This is a genomic window from Spirillospora sp. NPDC000708, assembly GCF_040299565.1.
Taxonomy (GTDB): domain Bacteria; phylum Actinomycetota; class Actinomycetes; order Streptosporangiales; family Streptosporangiaceae; genus Spirillospora.
On the sequence record NZ_JBEPCJ010000062.1, the window covers coordinates 20,586 to 41,636 of the forward strand.

General features: G+C 72.6%; 21 protein-coding genes. 2 read left to right on the top strand and 19 right to left on the bottom strand.

Features of this window, described 5'->3' with window-relative positions; translation table 11 throughout:
• Positions 1-11: 11 nt before the first annotated feature.
• The 12 genes from ABT299_RS34450 to ABT299_RS34505 form a co-directional block, all read right to left on the bottom strand.
• On the bottom strand, positions 12-566 hold the full coding sequence (locus ABT299_RS34450) for a hypothetical protein (RefSeq protein ID WP_387027819.1): 555 nt from the start codon (positions 564-566) through the stop codon (positions 12-14).
• Between the two features lie 14 nt (positions 567-580).
• On the bottom strand, positions 581-1,111 hold the full coding sequence (locus tag ABT299_RS34455) for an Rv1363c family protein (RefSeq protein WP_190867711.1): 531 nt from the start codon (positions 1,109-1,111) through the stop codon (positions 581-583).
• 14 nt (positions 1,112-1,125) lie between these two features.
• The gene (locus ABT299_RS34460; protein ID WP_433143379.1) at positions 1,126-1,647 is read right to left on the bottom strand and encodes a hypothetical protein; all 522 of its coding nucleotides are present in this window, start codon (positions 1,645-1,647) and stop codon (positions 1,126-1,128) included.
• Positions 1,644-2,213, bottom strand: coding sequence for a hypothetical protein (locus tag ABT299_RS34465; RefSeq protein ID WP_500253276.1), 570 nt, complete (start codon positions 2,211-2,213; stop codon positions 1,644-1,646). Before ABT299_RS34465 ends, ABT299_RS34460 begins: the two co-directional genes overlap by 4 nt.
• Positions 2,213-3,478, bottom strand: coding sequence for an MlaD family protein (locus tag ABT299_RS34470; protein WP_500253277.1), 1,266 nt, complete (start codon positions 3,476-3,478; stop codon positions 2,213-2,215). The genes ABT299_RS34465 and ABT299_RS34470 overlap by 1 nt, the downstream gene beginning before the upstream one ends.
• Before the next feature lie 5 nt (positions 3,479-3,483).
• Complete coding sequence (locus ABT299_RS34475; RefSeq protein WP_387027827.1) at positions 3,484-4,635, bottom strand: MlaD family protein; 1,152 nt, start codon at positions 4,633-4,635, stop codon at positions 3,484-3,486.
• Positions 4,632-5,672, bottom strand: a complete 1,041-nt coding sequence (locus tag ABT299_RS34480) for an MCE family protein (RefSeq protein ID WP_500253278.1) — start codon at positions 5,670-5,672, stop codon at positions 4,632-4,634. The genes ABT299_RS34475 and ABT299_RS34480 overlap by 4 nt, the downstream gene beginning before the upstream one ends.
• Complete coding sequence (locus tag ABT299_RS34485) at positions 5,672-6,694, bottom strand: MCE family protein (RefSeq protein ID WP_500253279.1); 1,023 nt, start codon at positions 6,692-6,694, stop codon at positions 5,672-5,674. The genes ABT299_RS34480 and ABT299_RS34485 overlap by 1 nt, the downstream gene beginning before the upstream one ends.
• Positions 6,691-7,731, bottom strand: coding sequence for an MCE family protein (locus tag ABT299_RS34490; protein ID WP_190867699.1), 1,041 nt, complete (start codon positions 7,729-7,731; stop codon positions 6,691-6,693). The genes ABT299_RS34485 and ABT299_RS34490 overlap by 4 nt, the downstream gene beginning before the upstream one ends.
• Positions 7,728-9,020, bottom strand: a complete 1,293-nt coding sequence (locus tag ABT299_RS34495; protein WP_190867696.1) for an MCE family protein — start codon at positions 9,018-9,020, stop codon at positions 7,728-7,730. The genes ABT299_RS34490 and ABT299_RS34495 overlap by 4 nt, the downstream gene beginning before the upstream one ends.
• Positions 9,017-9,838: an MlaE family ABC transporter permease gene (locus ABT299_RS34500; protein WP_433155709.1), complete on the bottom strand. Its 822-nt coding sequence runs from the start codon at positions 9,836-9,838 to the stop codon at positions 9,017-9,019. The genes ABT299_RS34495 and ABT299_RS34500 overlap by 4 nt, the downstream gene beginning before the upstream one ends.
• 61 nt (positions 9,839-9,899) lie before the next feature.
• Entirely contained in the window at positions 9,900-10,601 is a 702-nt protein-coding gene (locus ABT299_RS34505; protein WP_190867726.1) for an MlaE family ABC transporter permease, read from the bottom strand.
• 326 nt (positions 10,602-10,927) lie between these two features.
• Between ABT299_RS34505 and ABT299_RS34510 the strand changes: the two genes are divergently transcribed.
• The gene (locus tag ABT299_RS34510) at positions 10,928-11,329 is read left to right on the top strand and encodes a hypothetical protein (protein ID WP_387027834.1); all 402 of its coding nucleotides are present in this window, start codon (positions 10,928-10,930) and stop codon (positions 11,327-11,329) included.
• An 18-nt stretch (positions 11,330-11,347) separates the two neighbouring features.
• On the opposite strand, the gene ABT299_RS34515 is transcribed toward ABT299_RS34510, so the two are convergent.
• The 7 genes from ABT299_RS34515 to ABT299_RS34545 form a co-directional block, all read right to left on the bottom strand.
• Positions 11,348-12,031: a hypothetical protein gene (locus ABT299_RS34515; protein ID WP_500253280.1), complete on the bottom strand. Its 684-nt coding sequence runs from the start codon at positions 12,029-12,031 to the stop codon at positions 11,348-11,350.
• A complete protein-coding gene (locus ABT299_RS34520) occupies positions 12,028-12,555 on the bottom strand; it encodes a hypothetical protein (protein WP_190867688.1) in 528 nt (175 codons plus the stop codon). The genes ABT299_RS34515 and ABT299_RS34520 overlap by 4 nt, the downstream gene beginning before the upstream one ends.
• Before the next feature lie 11 nt (positions 12,556-12,566).
• A complete protein-coding gene (locus tag ABT299_RS34525) occupies positions 12,567-13,940 on the bottom strand; it encodes a lipase family protein (RefSeq protein ID WP_500253281.1) in 1,374 nt (457 codons plus the stop codon).
• Positions 13,940-15,094 carry a DUF6801 domain-containing protein gene (locus tag ABT299_RS34530; RefSeq protein ID WP_500253282.1) on the bottom strand — a complete coding sequence of 385 codons (1,155 nt, stop codon included), beginning with the start codon at positions 15,092-15,094 and terminating at the stop codon, positions 13,940-13,942. The genes ABT299_RS34525 and ABT299_RS34530 overlap by 1 nt, the downstream gene beginning before the upstream one ends.
• 140 nt (positions 15,095-15,234) lie before the next feature.
• Entirely contained in the window at positions 15,235-17,835 is a 2,601-nt protein-coding gene (locus tag ABT299_RS34535) for a DUF6801 domain-containing protein (protein ID WP_500253283.1), read from the bottom strand.
• A gap of 181 nt (positions 17,836-18,016) precedes the next feature.
• Entirely contained in the window at positions 18,017-18,643 is a 627-nt protein-coding gene (locus ABT299_RS34540) for a hypothetical protein (protein ID WP_190867681.1), read from the bottom strand.
• Between the two features lie 279 nt (positions 18,644-18,922).
• Positions 18,923-20,260, bottom strand: coding sequence for a DUF6801 domain-containing protein (locus ABT299_RS34545; RefSeq protein ID WP_500253284.1), 1,338 nt, complete (start codon positions 20,258-20,260; stop codon positions 18,923-18,925).
• A 344-nt stretch (positions 20,261-20,604) separates the two neighbouring features.
• On the opposite strand from ABT299_RS34545, the gene ABT299_RS34550 reads away from it, so the two are divergent.
• Positions 20,605-21,033, top strand: a complete 429-nt coding sequence (locus ABT299_RS34550) for a hypothetical protein (RefSeq protein ID WP_500253285.1) — start codon at positions 20,605-20,607, stop codon at positions 21,031-21,033.
• Positions 21,034-21,051 lie beyond the last annotated feature (18 nt).

Sequence of the window (21,051 nt, forward strand, 5' to 3'; positions counted from 1 at the left end):
TGGGGTGCTCGCTACTGCTGGAACGTGTCAATATTCGTGATGCGCCATTGGCGGGAATGGTGCACGGCGGTGACGGCGAGCATGGCGGGGGACGTGGTGCTCTTGCCGTCGCTGGTGCGGGTCGTCTGCTGGTCGGCGTAGACGAGGAGGCGGGCGCGGCCGTCGCGGAGGTCGGTGACGGCGCTGTCGGTCACCTTCGTGCTGAGGACGGTCTTCTGCCTCGGCGCGTCGGTGCGGACGCGGGTCATCAGCGCCGCGTACTGGCGGACGGCCGCGCCGGTGAGGCAGGTGCGCGCGGCGGTGTCGGTACGGCCCGGGTCGGTGTAGGCGTAGGAGAACAGCCGGCCGACCATGTCGGCGACGGCGCCCTTGACCTCGCTGGTGGCGGCGCTGTCGGTGAGGGCGGTGTTCCGGACGGCGGGGTCGGCGCGGACATCGCGGGCCTGCCGGTGCATCCAGACGCCGGACGCGGCGAGCAGCACGGCGAGCAGCCCGAGGACGGCGGGCGAGGAGGCGGCGGCCCGCCAGCGGGCGCCGCCGAGGATGCGGGTGGTGTGCGCGGCCATGGCGGGCCGTCCTCTCACGTCGTGCCCGTCGGGGCCTGGCCGAGGTCGCTGAGCTTCCAGCCGCCGCCGGTGCGGGCGAGGCGGCCTTCGAGCCGGTTCTGCTTGGTGACGGGGGCGCCGCCCGGCGGGGTGACGGTGGTCTCGACGGCGACGAGCACGCTCGCCTTGCCGGACCGCTCGTCGAGCTCGGAGACGGCCGCGCCGAGGATCCTCGCGGTGGTGACGGTGCGGGCCGTCCGGACCCGGTCGGTGAAGCCGGCGCGGTCCTGGGCGATCTGCCGGTGGAGGTCGCCGGTGGTGGAGTCGAGCCAGGTCCGCAGGCCGGCGTCGACGGTGCGGTAGTCGAGGGTGTTGAGGTTCTGGACGCCCTGCTCGGCGCTCTGCAGGACGTCGTCGCGGGTGCGGGAGTAGGCGTAGGAGCCGTCGTGGGCGGCGGTGTACCAGTTCCAGCCGGCCCAGGCGGCGAAGAGGGCGGCGAGGACGGCGCAGCACGCGGCCGTCCGCCGCACGGTGTCGGTGCTCTGCAGGGTGTCCGATTCCGGCAAGGCGGGCCTCCCGGTCACGCGGACTTCAGCTCGGTGATGCGCCAGTGGCCGTCGTCGCGGTGCGCGGTGACGGTGAGCTGGGCGGCGGCGGGCGTGCCGTCGGGCCTTCCGGCGCGGGTCGCGGTCTGGTCGAGGAAGACCAGCAGCCGCGCGGTGTCGCCGACCAGGGAGATGACGCCGGCGCGGGTGACGCGGGTGGTGAGCGTGACGCGCTGGGCGGGCGCCTGCCGCGCCACCTGCCCGAAGATCTTCGTGTACTGCGCGGCGGCGGGGCCGGTGAGCACGTCGGCGGCGGCGCGCCGCGCGGCGTCCACGTCGGCCGGCGTGTAGCTGAAGATGCGGCTGAGCGCGGTGGACACGTCGCCGGTGACGTCGGTGGTGGCGACGCCGTCGAGGACGGCCCGGTCGTGCGGGGTGCCCCCCGCGCCCGCGCCTCCGTCGCGGAACCGTCCGGCGACCGGGTGCAGCAGCAGCGCGATCAGGACGAGGCCGAGCGCAATCCCGAGCGGCCTGGCGAGGCCGAGGAGGCGGCTCACCGGGCACCGGCCGGGAGTGCGGTGAGCGATTCGAGCTTCCAGCCGGCCGCGGTGCGGACGGCGCCGGCCTCGAACCGCTTGCGCTGCAGGCTGGGCGTGCCGCCCTGCGGGGTGAGGGTGACCTGCACGGACGCGATGACCTGGGCCTTCCCGGCGGCGGTGTCGAGGGAGGTGACGGCGGCGCCGGTGACGGTCGCGGATGCGCTGGTCCGGGACGCGCCGATCTTCGCGCGGTTCGCCGGTTCGTCCCGCTGGAGCTGGTCGTGCAGGGGGCCGGTGGTCGCGTCGAGCCAGGCCCTGAGCCCGGCGGACGGGTCGGACCGGTCCATGGTGTTCAGCGCGGCGATCTCGCGGCCGGTGCTGCGCAGGACGAGGTCGCGCTCGCGTTCGGGGCCGGTCGCGCGGTCGCCGCCCGCCGTGACGAGGGTGAAGGCCGTCCAGCCGAGGAAGGCGGCGGCGGCGAGGACCGCGGCCCAGCCGATGAGGCCCCACCCGGCGAGCAGGGGGCGGCGTTTCGCACGGGCGGGGGGCCGGGGCAGGGGTTCGGCTTTCACGGTGGTGGCCATCAGTGCCCTCCGTTCAGGCCGAGCAGCGCGCTCATCCCGGACGGTCCGGGCGCGACGCCGGGCAGCGCGAGCGCTCCCGGCAGCGCGGCGTCCGCGGGCGCCGACGCCGTCGCGGTCCCGCCGAGGACCGAGCCGGGACGCGCCGCGGCCGGGACGGGCGGGTGCGGGGCGTTGGCCGACCCGCGCACGTTGACCCCGCTGGACGCGGGCGCCGTGCAGCGGGCCGCGGTGTTGAGCGCGGGGCCGGGCGACGTGTCGAGCCCGTTCCGGTACTGCGTCCCGCCGTACCCGGACGTGCAGGGCAGCGGGTCGAAGAAGGTGTTGACCATCCCGAAGTTGAGGCGGCCGTCGTGCGCGACGGTCAGGCCCATCGAGACGGCGGCGGGGAGCTTGGCGAGGAGCTGTTCGAGGCCGTCGGTCCGGGGCTGGAGGACGCGGGACGTGGTGAGCAGGTTCGCGACGAGGACGCTCATCGACGGGTCGAGGTCGCGGACGAGTCCCTGGAGCTCCCCGGCGGCGCCGGGCGCGGTGGACACGAGCCGGCGGAACGCGGGGTCGGAGGCGCGCAGCTGCGCCGCCAGCAGCCGGGCGTCGCGGCCGAACGACTTGAGCGCGCCGGACTCCTCGTCCTGCGTGCGCAGGACGGTCTGGCCGTCGCCGATGAGGGAGCGCGTCGGCTCGATGTTCCGGTCGGCGGCCTCGGTGAGGGTGTGGCTGCTGTCCAGCAGCACCTGGAGGTCGGGCCCCTCCCCGGCGAAGGCGCGGCCGAGTTCGGCGACGACCGTCCGCAGCGAGCCGGTCGGGACGGACGCGGCGAGGTCGTTCACGCTGGTCAGCAGGTCGGTGACGGGCGCCGGGGTGGTGGCGGAGGAGCGCGGGATGACCGAGCCCGCGGCGAGGTAGGGGCCGGTGTTCGTGCGGGGCCGCAGGTCGATGTACTGCTCGCCGATCGCGGACCGGTTCGCCACGACGGCCTGGGTGTCGCGCGGCACCTTCGGCGCGGACCTGCGGATCCGCAGGTCCGCGATGACGCCGTCGGCGGTGAGGTCGAGGCCGCCGACGCGGCCGACCGAGGTGCCCCGGTAGGTGACGTCGGCGTTCTTCGCCAGCCCGCCCGCCTCGGGCAGGTCGACCTTGACGACGTAGTAGTCCTTCAGCCCGACGTAGCCGCCGAGGTCGGCGTAGTTCAGGCCGACGTAGCAGATCGCGAGCGCCCCGACGAGGAGGAAGACGATGTTCTTGATCCTGGTGCCGATGGTCAGCATCCCGGTCAGCCCCCCTGTCCCGTCGGGCCGCCCGCGGGCCTTCCGTCGCCGCTGGTCGGCAGCGGCGTCACCGGCGGGACGATCTGGGTCCCCGGCTGCGCGGCGACCTGGAGGTACACGTTCAGGTAGTCGCCCTTCACCGCGGGCAGGACGGCGTCGGTGAACGGGTAGGTGAGCATGACCTGCAGCGCGTTCGGCAGGTCGTGCCCGGCGTCCGACAGCCTGCGCAGCGTCGGTTCGAGCGCCTTGAGATCGGCGACGAGGTCGTCCTTGCTCCGCTCGACGGTCGTGACGGCCACCCCCGACAGCTCGTTCAGCGAGTTCAGCATCCGGACGAGCGCGCCGCGCTGCTCCTCCAGCACCTTCAGGCCGGGCTCGATGTCGTCGAGCGCGACGCCTATCTGCCCTTGGCGCGCGCGCAGGGTGGACGACAGGCGGTTGACGCCGTCGAGGGCGTCGGTGATGCCCTGCTTGTTGGCGTCGAGGTCGCCGACGAGCCTGCGCGCCTGCTCCAGCAGCGACCGGATCTGCGGCTCGTTGCCGTCCAGCGCCTTGTTCATCTCGGTGGTGATGGTGCGCAGCTGCGCGATCCCGCCGCCGTTGAGCAGCATCGACAGCGCGCCGAACACCTCCTCGACCTCCGGGTTCCGGTTGGTGCGCGACAGCGGGATCACCGCACCGTCCGCGAGCCTTCCCGTGCTCGCGGACGGCGCGGGCCCGCCCGGCGCGGCACCGCCCGGCGCGGCGGCGCCCCCCGGGAGTCCGGTGCGCTCGGGTCCGGCGCTGAGCTGGACGAACTTCTCGCCCAGCAGGCTCGACTGCTCCAGCTGCGCGTACGCGCCGGCGGGCAGCCGGACATCGCCGTTGATCCGCATGGTGACCTCGGCGGTCCAGCCGCCGGCGGGCAGCGCCACCTTCTCCACCCGGCCGACCGCGACGTCGTTGACCTTCACCGCGGACTGCGGGACGAGGTTCAGCACGTTCGCGAACTCCGCCTTCACCGTGTACGGGTGGTCGCCGAGGTCGGCGCCGCCGGGCAGCGGCAGGTCCTGCACGCCGCCGCCGACCCCGAGCGGGCCGCAGCCGCCGAGCGTCACCGCGGCGAGCGCGGCGGCGAGGGCCGTGTTCCGGGCCCGCCGGGTCTTCGCGCGGCTCATGGCGCCCCCTTCCCCGTGCCGCCGGACGGCGCCGCCGGTCCCGCGGGCGCCGCGCGTCCGGTCGCCGGCAGCGGCGGGCTCATCTCGTTGAGGTCGCCGCGGCCCATCAGCGTCCGCGTCGCCGGGTCGTAGGCGTCGAGGACGTTGGTGACGGCGAGCGGCAGGTCGTCCAGCGCCTCGGCGAGGGACCGGCGCTGGTCCGCCAGCAGCTGCGTGATCTTCGACAGCTTCCGCACGTCGGTGCGGATCTGCTCGCGGTTGTCGTGCACGAACACCTTCACCTTGGCGAGGGCGGCGGCGAGCGCCTTGAGCGCCGCGTCCAGCTCCTGCCGGTCGTCGGCGAGGAATCCGGTGACGTCGGCGAGCCGCTGCTCGGCCTGCCGGACCTGCCCGTCGTTGGTCTTGAGCATCGAGGTGAACGTCGACAGGTTCGAGATCGTGGAGAACAGGTCCTTCTGCGAGCCGGAGAGGGTCCGCGCGGCCTGCGCCATCCGCTCGGTCGTGGTGCGGATGTCCTGGCCGTTGCCCTGGAGGTTCTCGGCACCGGTGCCGAGGACGCGCGACAGGGCGCCGTCCTTGTTGACCCCGTCCGGTCCCAGTTCCTTCGACAGCCGGGTGATGCTGGCGTAGATCTGGTCGAGCTCGACGGGCGTCGCGGTCCGCTCGACGGGGATCACCGCGCCGGCCGCCATCTTCGGGCCGCCGGTGTAGGCGGGCGTCAGCTGGACGTACCGGTCGGCGACCAGGCTGGGCGCGATCGCGACGACGTTCGCGCCCGCCGGGACGTCGATCCCGCGGTCGACCGTCATCTCGGCCCTGACCTGCGTTCCCTCGGCCCGGACGGAGTTCACCGTGCCGACCTTCACGCCGAGGACCCGCACGTCGGAGCCCTTGTAGACACCGACGGCGTCGTGGAAGTAGACGGTGATCCGGGTCCCGGCCGGGGGCCGCAGGACGAGGAACGCGATGGCGGCGGCGACGATGACGGCGAGGCCCGCTGCGACCAGCGTGGCCGGGCCGGCGAGTTTGCGCAGCATCAGTGCCCGCCCTTCCCGGGCGGCATGCAGCCCTTCTCCGGTGTCGTCTTCGGCGCGTAGTCCTTCGGGACGAGCCCGCACAGGTACCCGTCGAGCCAGCGGCCGTTGCCCATCGTGTTGCCGAGCAGCCGCGTGTACGGGCCCGCGGTCTTCAGCGCCCGGTCGAGGTTCTCCTGGTTCTTCTGGAGCAGGTCGGTGACGCGGCCGAGCGCGCGCAGCGTCGGGTCGAGCTGCTTCTGGTTGTCGTCGACGAGCCCGCTGATCTGCTGCGACAGCGACTGCGTGCCGACGAGCAGCCCGTGGATCGCCTCGCGGCGGCGGCCGATCTCGCCGAGCAGCAGGTTCCCGTCCCGCAGCAGCGCCTGGACGTCCTCGGTCTGCCCGGACACCGTCCCGGTGATCTGCCGGGTGTTCGCCAGCAGCCGGGACAGCTGGGAGTCCCGCGACGAGATGGTCTTCGACAGCGCGGACACCCCGTCGAGGGCCTGCCGGACGCTCGGCGCGGTGTGCGCGAACGCGCCGGAGATGGCGTCGAGGCTCTCGGCGAGCTTCCGCGAGTCGAGCCGCCCGGTCGTGGTGGCGAGGTCCTGGAACGCCTGCGTCACGTCGTAGGGGGACGTCGTCCGGGCCAGCGGGATCGTCCGTCCCGGGTCCTGCCGGCGCGGGCCGAGCGGGTCGACGGCGAGGTACTTGTCGCCGAGCAGCGTCTTGATCGCGATCGCGACGGTGCTGGCGTCGCCGACCCAGGTGCGCTTCACGCGGAACGCGACCGCGACCTTCGCGCCGGCCAGCCGGACGCCGGTGACCTCGCCGACCTTGACGCCGGCGACGCGGACCTCGTTGCCGGGCCGCAGCCCGGCCGCCTCGCTGAAGTCGGCCCGGTAGGTGGTGCCGCCGCCGATCAGCGGCAGGTCCTTGGCGTTGAACGCCGCGAGCCCGGCGGCGACGAGCAGCGTGATCGACACGATCGCGACGAGGACCGGGTTGCGCTCCCGGACCGGCTTCAGCCGCGGCCGCCTCACGACCCGCACCTCGCCGCGTCGGACCGCACGCCCGACGGCGCCGGGTGGCTCTCGCCCGGGTACTGCTTGTAGGTCACGCCGGTCACGGACGCCTCGCACATGTAGAAGTTCATCCACGACCCGTACGAGCCGATCCGGCCGATCGCCGCCATCTTCACCGGCAGCGTCCGCAGGAACCGGTCGACGGTCGGGGAGTCCTCGTTGAGGTTGGTGGACAGCCGCCCGAGCTGCGCGATGTCCTGCTTGAGCGGTTCGCGGCCCTCCCGGAGGAGGTCGGTGGTGACGCCGGCGAGGTCGTCGAGCGCGCTGACCGCCTCGCCGATGGACGTCCGGTCTCCGGCGAGGCCCGACACGAGCCGCCGCAGCGTCGTGATGAGGCTCGACAGGTCGTCGCCGCGCGCGTTGACGGTGTCGAGGACGGCGTTGAGGTTGTCGATGACCTGCCCGATGACCTGGTCCTTGTCGGCGATGCCGCTGGTCAGCGAGCCGACCGTGGACAGCAGGTCCTCGACGGTCCCGCCCTCGCCCTGGAGCACCTGGACGATCGACCCGGCGAGCTGGTTGACGTCCTTCGGCGACAGCGCCTGGAACAGCGGCTGGAACCCGTTGAACAGCTGCGTCAGGTTCAGCGCCGGGGCCGTCCGGTCGACCGGGATCGTCGCGCCGGGCGGCAGCGCGCCGGCGCCGCCCGTCCCCCGGCCGATCTCGAGGTACCGCTGGCCGATCAGGTTCAGGTACTTGATCGTCGCGGTGGACGAGGCGGGCAGCGCGCGGCCGCGGTCGACCTTGAAGGTGACGAGCGCCTGTCGGCGCCCGACGACCCGGATCCCGCCGACCCGCCCGACCTGGACGCCGGCGATCCGCACGCTGTCGCCGTCGCGGAGCCCGGACGCGTCGGTGAACCGCGCCCGGTACGTCACCGATCCGCCGCCGCCGGTCTGCGCGATGGTGAGCGCCAGCATCGCGGTCGCGACGACCGTCACGACGACGAACGCGAGCGACTTCCACAGCGGGCCGAGCAGTCCCCTCCGGTTCATCGGATCCGCACCTCCGTGCCGCGGTAGACGGGCCCGAGGAGCACGCTGCTCCAGTCCGGCAGGTCCTCGGGGACCTCCTGGAGGCCGGGCGCCAGCAGCTCGTTGACGAGGCGGTTCTCCTCCGGGGAGTTCGGCAGGCCGAGCGCTCCGGGCGCGACCGCGACCGGCGTGGCCGCGTTCGGGGGCGCCGACCTGACGGTGGCGGGGCCGCCCGCCGGGTAGCAGTGCGGGCCGCTCTTGTCGGTGTAGCGGGGCGCGTCCTTGCCGGGGACGTACCGGCCCTTGTTCCGGACGGTCGTCACGTCGACGTGCAGGCCCGGCCGGTCCGTCCCCTTGCCGAGGACCTTGTCCATCAGGGGGATGAAGTCGTTCAGCATCCGCAGCGTGCAGGGCATCTCGGGCGAGTACTTCTGGAGCACCTGCAGCGAGGCGCGGCTGTCGGCGGCGAGCCCGATGAAGTTGGCCGAGTTCTCGTGCAGGAAGTCCGACATGTCCTGCGAGGCTCCGGTGACGGTCGCGTACAGCCGGCTGAGATCGTCCTTCTGGCGGACGATCGACCGCGTCGTGTAGCTGAAGTCGTTGAGCGCCTGGAGGATGTCGGGCGCCGCCTCGCTGTAGGCGTTGCTGACCGCGACCAGCTCCCGGATGTCCCGGTTCAGCGCGGGCAGGCTCGGGTTGATCTTCTTCAGGTAGGCGTCCAGCTCCACGAGGGTGTCGCCGAGCTGCCCGCCGCGCCCGCTCAGCGCCTGCGACACCGCCGTCAGCGTCGCCGACAGCTGCGCCGGCTGCACGGCGGTGAGCAGCGGGTACAGGTTGTCCATCACCCGCTGCAGCTCGATCGCGTTGGACGAGCGGTCCTGGCTGATGGTGCTGCCCGCCGTCAGCCGCGCCGGGCTCGGGTCGGCGGGCGGGATCAGCGCGACGAACCGCTGCCCGAACAGCGTCGTCGGCAGCAGCTGCGCCGTGACGTTGCTCGGCAGCAGCCTCACCTTGTCCGGCTGGATCGCCAGCTTCAGCGTCGCGACGCCGCCGTTGGACGACACCGTCCGCACCTCGCCGACAACGACGCCGCGCAGCTTCACGTCCGCGTGCGGGTGCATCTCGCTGCCCGCGCTCGCCGTCTTCAGCGTCACCCAGTCGACCTTGGTGAACGCCTTGTCGTAGAACGCGATCGACAGCCAGACCAGCAGCGCCGGCACCAGCAGGAACGCCACCCCCGCGAGCCGCCGCTCGGCGACCGGCTCGCGTCCCGCCCGTCTGCGCCTGCGGGCCTCGCGCCGGGCGTTCATCCGGCCACCTTCACCGTCGTGTTGGTGCCCCAGACCGCGAGGCTGAAGAAGAAGTCGCTCACGCTGATCAGCACGATCGACGTGCGGACCGCCCGGCCGACGGCCTTGCCCACACCGGCGGGGCCGCCGGCCGCGCGGTAGCCGTAGTAGCAGTGCGACAGGATCACCAGGACGCTGAACACCAGCACCTTGAGGAACGACAGCACCACGTCCGTCGGCGACAGGAACAGCCCGAAGTAGTGGTCGTAGGTGCCCGCCGACTGCCCGTTCACCTTCACCGTGACCTCGCGGGACGCGAGGTACGCGCACAGCAGCCCGACCGCGTACAGCGGGACGATCGCGACCGCGCCCGCGATGATCCGGGTCGTCACCAGGTACGGCAGGCTCGGGATGCCCATCACCTCCAGGGCGTCCACCTCGTCGCTGATCCGCATCGCGCCGAGCTGCGCGGTGAACCCGGCGCCGACCGTCGCCGACAGCGCGAGGCCCGACACGACCGGCGCGATCTCGCGCGTGTTGATGTAGGCGGACGCGAACCCGGTGAACGCCGACGTCCCGATCTGCTGGAGCGCGGAGTAGCCCTGCATCCCGACGACGACGCCGGTCGCGAGGGTCATCGCGACCATCACGCCGATCGTCCCGCCGATCACGCCGAGGCCGCCGCTGCCGAACGCGACCTCCGACAGCAGCCGCTGCACCTCCTTGCGGTAGCGGTGCAGGGCGCGCGGCGTCCACAGCAGCGCCTTGACGTAGAAGGTGCCCTGGTCACCGGGCTGGTCCAGCCACGCGAACCACCGGTTGGGGCCGCCTCTGACCACCGTCAAAAGGCGTTTGCCGGGGGGTCTGGGGGGTCGTCCCCTCAGAGAGAGAAGGCTCATGTCAGCCTCCCTTCGGCGGGACGACCTGCAGGTAGATCCCGGTGATCACGAGGTTCATCAGGAACAGCAGCAGGAAGGTGATGACGACGGACTGGTTGACGACGTCGCCGACGCCCTTCGGCCCGCCCTTCGGGTTCAGGCCCCGGTACGCGGCGACCACGCCCGCGACGAACCCGAACAGCAGCGCTTTCGCCTCCCCCACGTAGATGTCGGGGAGCTGCGCCAGGGCGGAGAAGCTCGCGACGTACGCGCCGGGCGTGCCGCCCTGCATCATGACGTTGAAGTAGTAGCCGCCCGCGACGCCGACGACCGAGACCAGGCCGTTCAGCAGCAGCGCGACCGCGACGCAGGCCAGCACGCGCGGCACCACGAGCCGCTGGACGGGCGAGACGCCGAGCACCTCCATCGCGTCCAGCTCCTCGCGGATCGTCCGGGCGCCGATGTCCGCGCAGATCGTCGAGCCCGCCACCCCGGACACCAGCAGCGCCACGATCATCGGGCTCGCCTGCTGGATCACCACCAACACGCTGGCGGCGCCGGTGAACGACTGCGCGCCGAACTGCTGGGTGAGCGAGCCGACCTGCAGCGAGGTCACCGCGCCGAACGGGATCGACACGAGCGCGGTCGGCAGGATCGTGACGCTGGCGATGAACCAGAACTGCTCGACGAACTCGCGGAACTGGAACGGCCGGCGGAACGACATGCCGAGCACGGTGGCGCCGAGCGCGAACAGCCGCCCCGCCTGGCGCAGCGCGCTCAGCGGGAATTCGATGATCGGTGCCGCCACGGCCGGGCCTCCTTTCGCGTTCGCATGGTCCAGGAAAACTACTGGCGGGTAAATTCGATTCGCAAGAACCGGGGAGACGAAAATCACCGGCCCCGCGCTCTTCTATCCCGAACTGACATGTTCTCGATGATCATGAACAATTATTTGGCACCGGATAACACCTTCCGCGGCCGCCGGGAGGGGGCGCGCGAACGGCGCGGGACCGGCTATCGTCAAGGCCCACCCCGCGGGAAGGAACCGAAGTGAACCGACGTCATCTCGCAGTCCTGCTGCTCGCGCCGGCGCTCTCCCTCACCGCCTGCGGCGGCGGTGACGACGACGGCGGCGGCCCGTCGTCCGCGTCCGCCCCGCCCACCCCTGCCGGTTCCGCGGCCCCGTCCGGCGGCGGCACGCCGGGCGCCCCGTCCGGCGCGCCGTCCGGCAGCGGTTCCGGCGGGGGCGGCGGCGGTTCCGCCGCGTCCCCCGGCGCCCCGCAGGTCTCCTCCGCGCCGAGCAAGGTCGTCAACGAGTTCGTCGCGTGCATGCGCGCGCACGGCGTCAAGGTCCCCGACGACGTCAGCCACTGGCAGCCCACCTCCGGCCCGGGCGACACCCGCATGCAGGGCGCCCTCCTCGCGTGCATGAAGTCCGCCGGCGCGAAGTGACCGCGCGTCCGCCCGCCCTCATACGCCGGGCTTCGCGCAGGGGGCGGCGCGGGTGAAGGCGTCGCCGATCGCGGGGGACGCGCGCAGCGCCTTCGTCGGCGGCCGGTAGCCGCCGAGCCGGCGCATCGCCGCCCCCGCGTTCGCCTGCGCCGTCCGGAACTCGGGCGTGCCGACCCGGCCGGTGCGCAGCCCGGACGCCGCGTCCCGCAGCTGCCGCCCGGTGGTCTCCAGGTCCTTGAGCGTCGCGTCCAGCACGGTCCGCCCGTCCGCCATCGGCGGCGATCCGGCCTGCTGGAGGCGGGTGCGCACGGTGTCGAGGCGCTTCGCCATCCCGGTCATGTACGCGGCGATGGCGCGCTCGGACGCGGCGACGTCCTGGGCTTTGATCTTGGGCAGCGGCGAGTCGGTGATGCCCGGCGGCATCGCGCGGCACACCCGTCCCGCCCAGGCGACCGTCGCCCGCGTCGCCTTCCGGCGCGGCTCCGCCTTCGTCGTGGGGGCCGAACCGGTGGCGGTCGGCGCGGCGGCGGCCGTGGTGCCCGGGCCGCCGCCGTCGTCGCCGCTGCATCCGGCCAGCGGCGCGGCGGCGAGTGACGCGAGGACGAGGCCGGCGATCGCGCGGCGCGCCATCGCGGTGCCCCTGATCTCGGTGCGCCTGGCCTCGATGCGTCTGGCCTCGGTGTTCCTGACCTCGGCGTTCACAGCTGGTGCGTCCTGCACGAGCCGGCCTGGTCGAACGCCTTGGCCAGGGCCGGGTCGGTGCGCAGGTCCTTGGTGGGGCCCTGGTAGGTCTGCACCTTCTGCATCGCCTGCCCCGCCTCGGTGACCGCCGCCTTGAACGACTTCGCGTCGGTCACCTTCGCCTTGGCGAGGCCGGTGGACGCGGTCCGCACCGCCGATTCGGTGCCGCGCAGGTTGGCCAGTGCCGTGTTCAGGGCCGCCTGGCCGTTGTCGACGGGCGGCGCACCCGCGCCCTGGAGCCGGGTCTCCATGCTCTGGAGCCGCTTCTCCATGGCGGTGAGGAAGCCGGCGAGGGCCTTGGCGGACTTCGCGCCGTCCTTCGGGTCGATCTGGGGGAAGGACAGGCCGGCGCCGCTCGCGGTGACGCCGTCGCAGACCTTCCCGGCCCACGCGACCTCCGGCTTGGCCTTGTCGCCGCCGCAGCCGGCGGCGGCCGCGGCCGTCACGGACGCGAGCACGGTGCCGATGATCAATCGCCGAATCATCGAACTCTCCTTCAGGAACTCGGGGTGGTGGGGCAGTTCGAGGTCGCGGGCTTCCCGGCGAGCCGGTCCGCGATGAACGCCATGGCGTCCGCGTTTCCGCGGTACACGAGCGTGATGTGGCTCAGGCCGTTCCACACCTTCCAGGTGAGGGGAACGCCCTCGGTGCAGTACTGCTGCCGGAGCGTGTTCGCCTGATTGAACGCGACGATCTCGTCCGCGTCGGAGTGGTATTGCAGGACGGGCACCTTGATGGGCGTTCCGCCGAGCCGGTTCTCGGTGACGCGGTCCGCCCACGGTTTCGTGCCCAGCGGGTTCGTGGTGAAGTAGTCGGCCACCTTCTTGCCCGGATAGTTCAGCAGCAGTTCGAGGGTGCAGTCGTGCTGCTGCATTCCGGCGACGGCGGCTTTTCCGGCGTCGTTGAGATAGGAGGCCAGATTCAGTTCCGGGTAGGCGTTGTCGAGGCCGATCAGCGCGTCGAGCAGGAACCCGAACGGCTTCTTGCCCTCCAGGCCGAGCGCGACCAGCGCGAGGTTGGCGGGGACGCCGCCGCCGACCACGCCGACGAGGTTCAGCTCCGGCGCGTAGGCGGGCTGGAGCTGCCCCGCCCACATGGCGGCGCCACCGCCCTGCGAGTAGCCGCGGAAGACGACCTTCGCGTCCTTCGACAGGCCCGCGTCGGGCAGCCGCTGCGCGGCGCGGACGGCGTCCATGAGGGCGGGCCCCATCGACTTCCCGGCGACGTAGGTGGTCTTCGGATCGGCGTGGTAGCCCTCGTAGTCCGGGACGGCGACCGCGTACCCGGCCTGGAGCATCTCGTTCAGCGCGGACTGCTCGTAGAAGGCGCCCTCGTCGATGAACTTGGACGGGGCGCACTGGAACGCCGGGCCGCTGGTGCCGGGCCCCCAGCCGATGATCGGCGCCTTCGCCCGGTCCGCGTTCTTCGGGACCAGGACCGTCCCGGTGACCGCGTCCGGCCTGCCGAGCGCGTCCGTGGACAGGTACATGACCTGCCAGGCGTCGGCCAGCCTGCGGGCGGTGGGCGGGCCGGCCTTCGACGGCCGGGACCGGATGACGTCGCCGGGCGCGCCGGCGGGCAGCGGGTCCGGCGGCGTGTAGAAGGCATCGCCGGGCGGAGCCGGGTCGGACGCGGCGAGGCCGGACGGGGCGGCGACGGGACGGGCGGGCGCCGCCTCGGCGGTCCCGGCGGTCGCCGCCGTCAACGCCGTCAACGCCGCGAGTGCGGCGACGAGCCGTACATGATGCATGCGGCGTACACGGCGCATGCGGCGAGCGGCGTGCGCGCCGGCGGCGGCGTGCGCACCGGCGCTCGGATGCGCGTCGACGGCGGGGCGCCTGCGGCGGGCGGGGTGCGTGCGGACCTGCATCAGCCCTGCTCCTTCGGGGTGAGGGTCAGGTCGGCCGTGTTGCCGGGACCGGAGGTGAACGAGCCGAGCAGCCCGGTCAGCACGCCGCAGTCCTGGAGCGGGGGAAGCGTGAAGCCGGTGCTCGCGAGCCGTCCGCCCAGCGCCGGGTCGAAGGGGCCGCCGGAGTCCAGCGGGACGTCGGCGGGCGCGGCCGTCCGGCACTGATCGCCGCCGCCGACCGGGAGCCCGAACACCGCGAACGACGCCACTCGCACGTCCAGGGCGGCGTCGGCGGTCAGCGCGGCGCCGGCCAACTTCCCGGTGGTCGCGGCGGGCCGCCCGAACGCGACGTCCGCCGTGACCGGCAGGAACCCCCAGGCTTTGAGGGCGCCTGTGGCGGGGTCGAGGTCGAGGGCGCCGGTGACGTTCCCGGTGCCCGGGTCGATGTCGGCGCTGAGGGAGCCGTTGAGCGGGACGGTCCCGGCGCCCGCCTTGACGGCCGCCGTCCCCCGCACCGTGTAGTCGTGGTGGGTCGGGGCGGGCGTGGAGTCGACGACGTCGAAGGTCGCGAGCACATCGTCCTGCCCGGGGTCCTGCGTGCACTCGGACTCGAAGGTGCCGAGCCCGGACGGGCCGCCGTCGGCGATCGACGGCGTCAGCGTGAGCACGAGGTCCCCGACCCGGATCGTCCCCTTGCCGGTCTTGCGGAACGTCAGCGGGACGGTCGTGCCGCGCGCGTGGACGTCGAAGGCGCCCTCGGCGGGGACGGCGGTGGTGTCGAGCTTCGAGGTGACGGGCACGGCCAGCCCGGACGGCACGTCGGGCACCGTGATCGACGCCTTCGCCAGCGCGGTGCCGTCGAGCTTCGCGGTCCCGACGGCGGCCAGGCCGCGGGTCGAGCCGGCGCTGACGGTGGAGACGGAGTCCACCGTGAACCCCGGCACCTGCTGGCCGCTGACCACGGTCTTCGGCACATCGGTGCTGATCTTGACGCTGACCGGCTCCGGGCCGATCAGCGGGAACACGCAGTGGTAGCCCAGGGTCAGCGAGACCGGGTCGGCCGCGGCGGGCGCCGCGGTCCCGGCGAGGGCGGCGGCGCCGGACGCGAGCGCGACGGCGCACGCGACGGCCGCGTTCCCGGCCGTCCGCCCGGCCGTTCTCCTCGTGGCTCTCACTGCTGTCTCTCCTGGTGCTCGTCCTGCGAGGGATGCGGGGGTGCGAGGGACGCGGGGAGGTGCGGGGAGGTGGCCCCCGCCGCCGTCCCTGGAAGAGCGGCGGGGGCCGGAATCAGGACCGTTCGGTCACTGCCGGAGGATCACTTCTTCGGCGCGGCCTTCAGGTCGATCGTGTTCCCCGGGCCGGCGGCCAGCGCGCTGACCAGCGGGGTCAGGAAGCCGCAGCCGGTCAGGCCGGGCAGGGTGTAGGTGCCCGTGAGCGTCCCGCCGCCCGCCACGCTGAAGTTGGTGGACTTCAGCGGGATGTCGGCCGGGGCGCTCGTCTGGCAGGTGCTGCCGACGCCGAGGTCCATCCCGAACACCTTGATCGAGGGGATCTTGACGACGGTCTTGGTGTCGGTGCTGAGGGTGGTGCCCGACAGGGTGCCGGTCGTCTTGCCCTGCGGGGCGAAGGCGATGTCGGCGGTCGCCGGGATGAACCCGAACAGCGAGAAGGTGCCGGTGGTCGGGTTCAGCGTCAGGTCCGCGGAGACCTTGCCGCCGCCGTCGACCGTGGCGTTGACCGCGCCGTTCAGCGCGACCTTGCCGTTCAGGCCCTTGATGGTCGACGACCCGGACAGCGTGAACGCCGCGCCGCCGCCGGTCGGCGTGCCGGGCACGGTCACCGTGACGGGCGCGGACGCGTCGGACTCGTTGCCCGCGTTGTCCACGGCCGACACCGCGAAGGTGTGGTCGCCCTTGGCCAGGCCGGTGACCTTGGTCGAGGTGCCGGTGACCACGGCGGCGCCCTTCTTGCCGTCCACGGTCACGTAGTAGCCCTTGACGCCGGAGCCGCCGTCGTTGTCGGTGGAGGCGTCCCAGGTCAGCGCCACGGAACCGTCGTCGGACCCGGTGCCCTTGACGTTCGCCGGGACGGACGGGGCGGTCTTGTCGGGGCCGGGGCCCGTCGCGACCTTCACGGTGACCGGCGCGGACGGGTCGGACTCGTTGCCCGCGTTGTCGACGGCCGACACCGCGAAGGTGTGGTCGCCGTCGGCCAGACCGGAGACGGTCGTGGACGTACCCGTCACCAGGTCGCCCTTCTTACCGTCGACCGTCACGTAGTAGCCCTTGACGCCCGAGCCACCGTCGTTGTCGGTGGAGGCGTCCCAGGACAGCGCGACCGAGTCGTTGTTCGCCGTGCCCTTGACGTTCGCGGGAACCGACGGGGCGGTCTTGTCCGGGCCGGGGCCCGTCGCGACCTTCACCGTGACCGGAGCCGACGCGGCGGACTCGTTGCCCGCGTTGTCGACGGCCGACACCGCGAAGGTGTGGTCACCGTCGGCCAGACCGGAGACGGTCGTGGACGTACCCGTCACCAGGTCGCCCTTCTTACCGTCCACCGTCACGTAGTAGCCCTTGACGCCCGAGCCACCGTCGTTGTCGGTCGAGGCGTCCCACTTCAGCGCCACCGAGCCACCGGTCGCCGTGCCGCTCACGTTCGCCGGCACGGACGGAGCCGTCGCGTCGGGCGGCGTCGTCGTGCCGCCGTCCTTGATCGTGAAGCTGAACAGGGTGTTGTCCTGCCCGGACTTCAGGTGGCAGGTGAAGTCGCCGAGGTTGGCGGGGTTGCCGTCGGCGTCGTAGGTCGTGAAGTTCTGGATGTCGATGTCGTCCAGGGCGACCTTGCCGGCGCCGGTCTTGGTGAACGACAGCGCCGGGGCCTTGCCCGGGCCGTTGATCGAGACCGGCCCGGTCGGGGGCACCTTCGTCTTGTCGAGCTTCAGCGCCATCTGCAGCGGCACGGGGTTGGCGATCTCCGGGACCGTGATGGTCGGGTGCGCCAGGGCGGTCCCGTCCATCTGCACGGCGCCGAGCTGCTGGAGCCCGTTCTCGTTGACGTCCGCGGGAACGGTGGAGACGGACGTCACCTGGATCGCCTGCGAGATGAAGTCCTGCGCGGTGGTGTTCACCGGGACCTCGGTCGGGAAGTTCGACTTGACCTTGACGGTCAGGTCGCCGTCGCCCACCAGCGGGTACGGGCAGGTGTACTGCAGCGACTTCTCCGGCGAGGACGGCAGGTCGCCCGCGAGGGTCTGCACCGGGTTCGGCGCCGGGTACTTGCCCGGGACCGGGTCCGGCTTCGGCGGGTTGGTGCCGTCGTCGATGAGGAACTGCTTCAGGACGTTGTTCTGCCCCGGCAGCTGCTTGCAGGACGCGTTGATCTGGCCGAGCCCGGTGGGCTTGCCGTCCGCGCCGAGCGGGCTGATCGCCAGGTCGAGGTTGCCGACCGTGATCTGCGCCCAGCCGGCCTTGTTGAACGTCAGCGGCACCTGCGTGCCGGTGGCGGTGATGTCGAACGGCCCCGAGTCGGGGACGTTCGCGTCGGCCAGCGTCATGTTCGGCTTCAGCGGCAGCCCGCTGGGGTACTGCGGCGCGACGAGCGACGCCTGCGCCTTCGCCGTGCCGGTCAGCTTCTTGGTGAGGGTCGTCCACAGGCCGAACGTGGTGTCGGCGCTGACGGTCGAGACCGCCTTGATGTTGATCGTGGGCGACGGGGTGTTCAGCGCGACCTTGTCCGGGATGTCGGTGGAGATCGCGACGTTGAGGTCCTGCTGCCCGATCAGCGGGTAGCTGCACCGGTACTTGAGGGTCAGGCCGGCGTCGGCGGACGCCGCCGGCGCCGCCACGACGCTCGCCATGGCGAGCATCAGGCCCGCCGTGGAGCCGAGGACCGTACCGGTCCTGACTCTTCGGGACATGTTCTTCGGTTTCACCTCGTACCTCTCGTGTGCGTGAGGTTGGGGGGCATGCCGGGCCGCGGACCGGGTCCGCGACGTGCGGTGACGGGTCCGCCCCCGCCGGCGGGGAGGCGGGGGCGACGCCGTCGGCCAGGCGAGGCCGGGGCCTGCGCCTTGGCGGTGACCCGCGCCTTGGCGTGGACTACGCCTTGGCGGTGAGGTCGAGCGAGATCGTGTTGCCGGACCCGGCGGTGAAGAGGCTGAGGATCCCCGTCAGCGGGCCGCAGTTGTCGATGGAGGACAGCGAGTAGTCGCTCGTCTTGAGCGTGCCGCCCTTGGAGGGGATGAACTTGCCGTCCGACTTGAGGACGATGTCCGACGGCTGGGTGGTCTGGCACTGGTCGCCGCCGCCGATCGGGATGGCCCCGAACACGTTGAACGAGCCGAGCTTGACGAACATCTTGGAGTCCGTCGTGAGCTCGCTGTTGGCGTAGGTGCCGGTGGTCTTGCCCTGCTGGACGAAGGCGATGTCCGCGGTCACCGGCAGGATGCCGAGGATCTGGAAGTTGCCCTTGGTCGGGTTCAGCGTCAGGTCCGCCGTGACGTTGTCGGCGGGCTTGGTCACGTCGAGGTCGGCCTCGACGCTCCCGGTGAGGGCGGTGGTGCCGTTCGGCGCCTTGATGAACGACGACCCCTTGAGGTCGAAGGAGTAGTGGATCGGCGCGGCGGCCGAGGCCGGCATCGCCGACGCGATGGCGGCGGCGCCGAGCGCGATGGCCGCGCCGGCGAGCATCCCGCCCCTGCGCCGGGTGTTCTTGGTGGTCTTCACTGGTACCTCTCGATTCTCTGAAACGCGGTTATCCGATGTGCTGCTCACCCCCGATACCGCATCACCTCCTGAGAACCGTTTTCCGTGGTGTTACGCCGGTAAGCTACTCGCCGTCAACCGCATTCGTCATCGGACGCCGATGACAAATTCTGAGACGTTTCAATCGCCGCCTCACATGGCCTTTATTGTCGAATGACAACGCTTTTTCGGGCATGCTGAGCAGGCATGATGCCCGTTCGACGGGCATGTCTTTCCCCGGCCGCCGGGCCAGGTGAGCCGTTATCTCTTCAGTTCCGGCATTGCCGGCGGGCAGGTGGCCGCGGCGCGGCCGCAGATGGTTCCCTGGCTGACCTTCAGATAGTTTCCGGGCCCCGAAACGGCGCCGGTGAAAAGCGGGTCCAGGTTCTCTCCCGACCCGCATCCCTTGAAGGGCGGTATCTCGAAGGAGCCGTGGAGCGTCCCGCCCTTGACGATGTTGGTGATGTCGGCGCCCGGGGCGTCGCCGAGCTCGATGTCCACCGCCCGGTCGGACGCGCAGTGCGCGCCGACGTCCAGCGGCGTCCCGTTGACCGTCACGTCGTACAGCCGGATCGTGACGCGCATCCGGGCCTGGACGCGCTGCCGCGTCTGGCCCTTCTCGTACGGCGCGGAGGTCTCCGTGCCGAGCCCGACCTGGTCCATCTCCATCGTGGCCGTCGTGGGCATGAAGCCGAACGTCAGGAAGGTCGCCTTCGAGCGCAGCGGCTCGTGGAACCGGAAGCGGACGTCCGTCCCGGTGCCCGTGGGCAGGTTCGGGACGATGTTGTACTCGACGTTCGTCAGCGCCGGGTTCGGGGCGGCCGGGTCATTGAGCACGGTCGCGCCGTCGAGCTTGCGCACGTTCGCGAAGCCGTTCATGTAGACGCAGCCGGAGATCAGCCATCCGGGCTCCTTGAGGTCCTGGCAGTCCGGCGGGGCCTCCCCCGCGGGCACCGCCGCGGTCGCCTTGGGGGACGGGGCGGGGGCGGGCGCGGTGCCGTCCGCCACCACAGGGACCGCCGCGAGGACCCGCGCCTGTCCTTGCGCGGGGCTGCAGGCGACAGGGGTCTCCTTGGTGCCGCCGGCGGCGGGCGCGGGCGCGGGCCCGAGGCCCAGGTCGAGTTCGCCGAGGCTGAACGAGAGGGTGCCCGAGGGCCCGGCGGTCGCGGCGGTGGGCCGCCCGGACGCGGTGAGCGTCACGTCCCCCTCGCCGTCGCCGGGCACGGCCGCGGGCTCGACGGTGAACGCGGGCCAGTCCGCCTTGGCGGCCGTCCCGTTCTGCGTGGTCTGCGCCGCCACCTGCACGGTCCCGCCGACCTTCGCCGCGTCGAGGTCCGCAAGGGCGGCGCGCGGGACGGTCAGGGTCGCCGTCGCGTCGCCCGGCCGCACCTGCTCGCCCGGCCGCGCCGACGCCGGGAACGGCGCCCGGTAGCGGACGCTCACCTGCTGCGGCCCGGCGGGGAACGCGCACTGGTACGACACCGTGAGGTCGGCGTTCTGGGTGCCCGTGGCCTCGGCCCCGGCACCGCTCAGGCCGGCGGCGAGCAGCGCGCCGGCCCCGGCCGCCGCCATCAGGCGGCCGGCCCGACGTGCGCGCACACTGATCATCGCCCCACCCATCGGAGATCGTCCGTCCGGCCCGCCGGCGGTCGCGTAACGCGCCTGTCACGAGCCCGGGACCGGATGGGACCACGAAAGAACGCGGCCGCACAAGACGACCGGAAAAATTGCTCACCCAGCGCGCAAGGAAAAGCCTTGTTCATACTCGGATGAGCATCGGCCGATCATTTGAAATGCTTGTCAACCGACTGACAAGCGCGCGTTCCCGAACTTTATCCAAGTGATAAGGCGCGCCTGCCGGGGCGGACGATAATGGCTTTTCCCCGGCCGCCGCGCGGCGCGGGGCCGCCGACGTCTCATCCGAAGGACCCGAGGTGAAGCCGATGCCAGCTCGTACCCGGCCGGCGGTGGCGGCGCTGCTGCTCGCCGCGACGCTTCTGTCCGCCGCCGGCTGCGGCGGCGGTGACGGCGGGGGCGACGGCGCCGCGTCCGCGCCGCCCCCGGTGTCCGTCGGCTCCCCCGCCGCGTCCGGTGGAGCGGCGTCGCCGGACGGCGGCACGTCGCCCGCGTCGACGCCGACGCCGGCCGCCACCGCCCCCACCTCCGTACCGGCCGTGCCCAGGCCCGGCCCGAAGGTGACCAGGCCGACCACCGCGCCGTCCAAGACCGTCACCGCGTTCGCCCGGTGCATGCGGGCGCACGGCGTCGACGTCCCCGACAACGTGAGCACCTGGACGCCCCCGCCCGGCGCCGACAAGACCAAGACCCAGACGGCCCTGCTGGCCTGCATGAAGGCGTTCTCCACACCCTGATCCGGGCCGCGCGTCGGC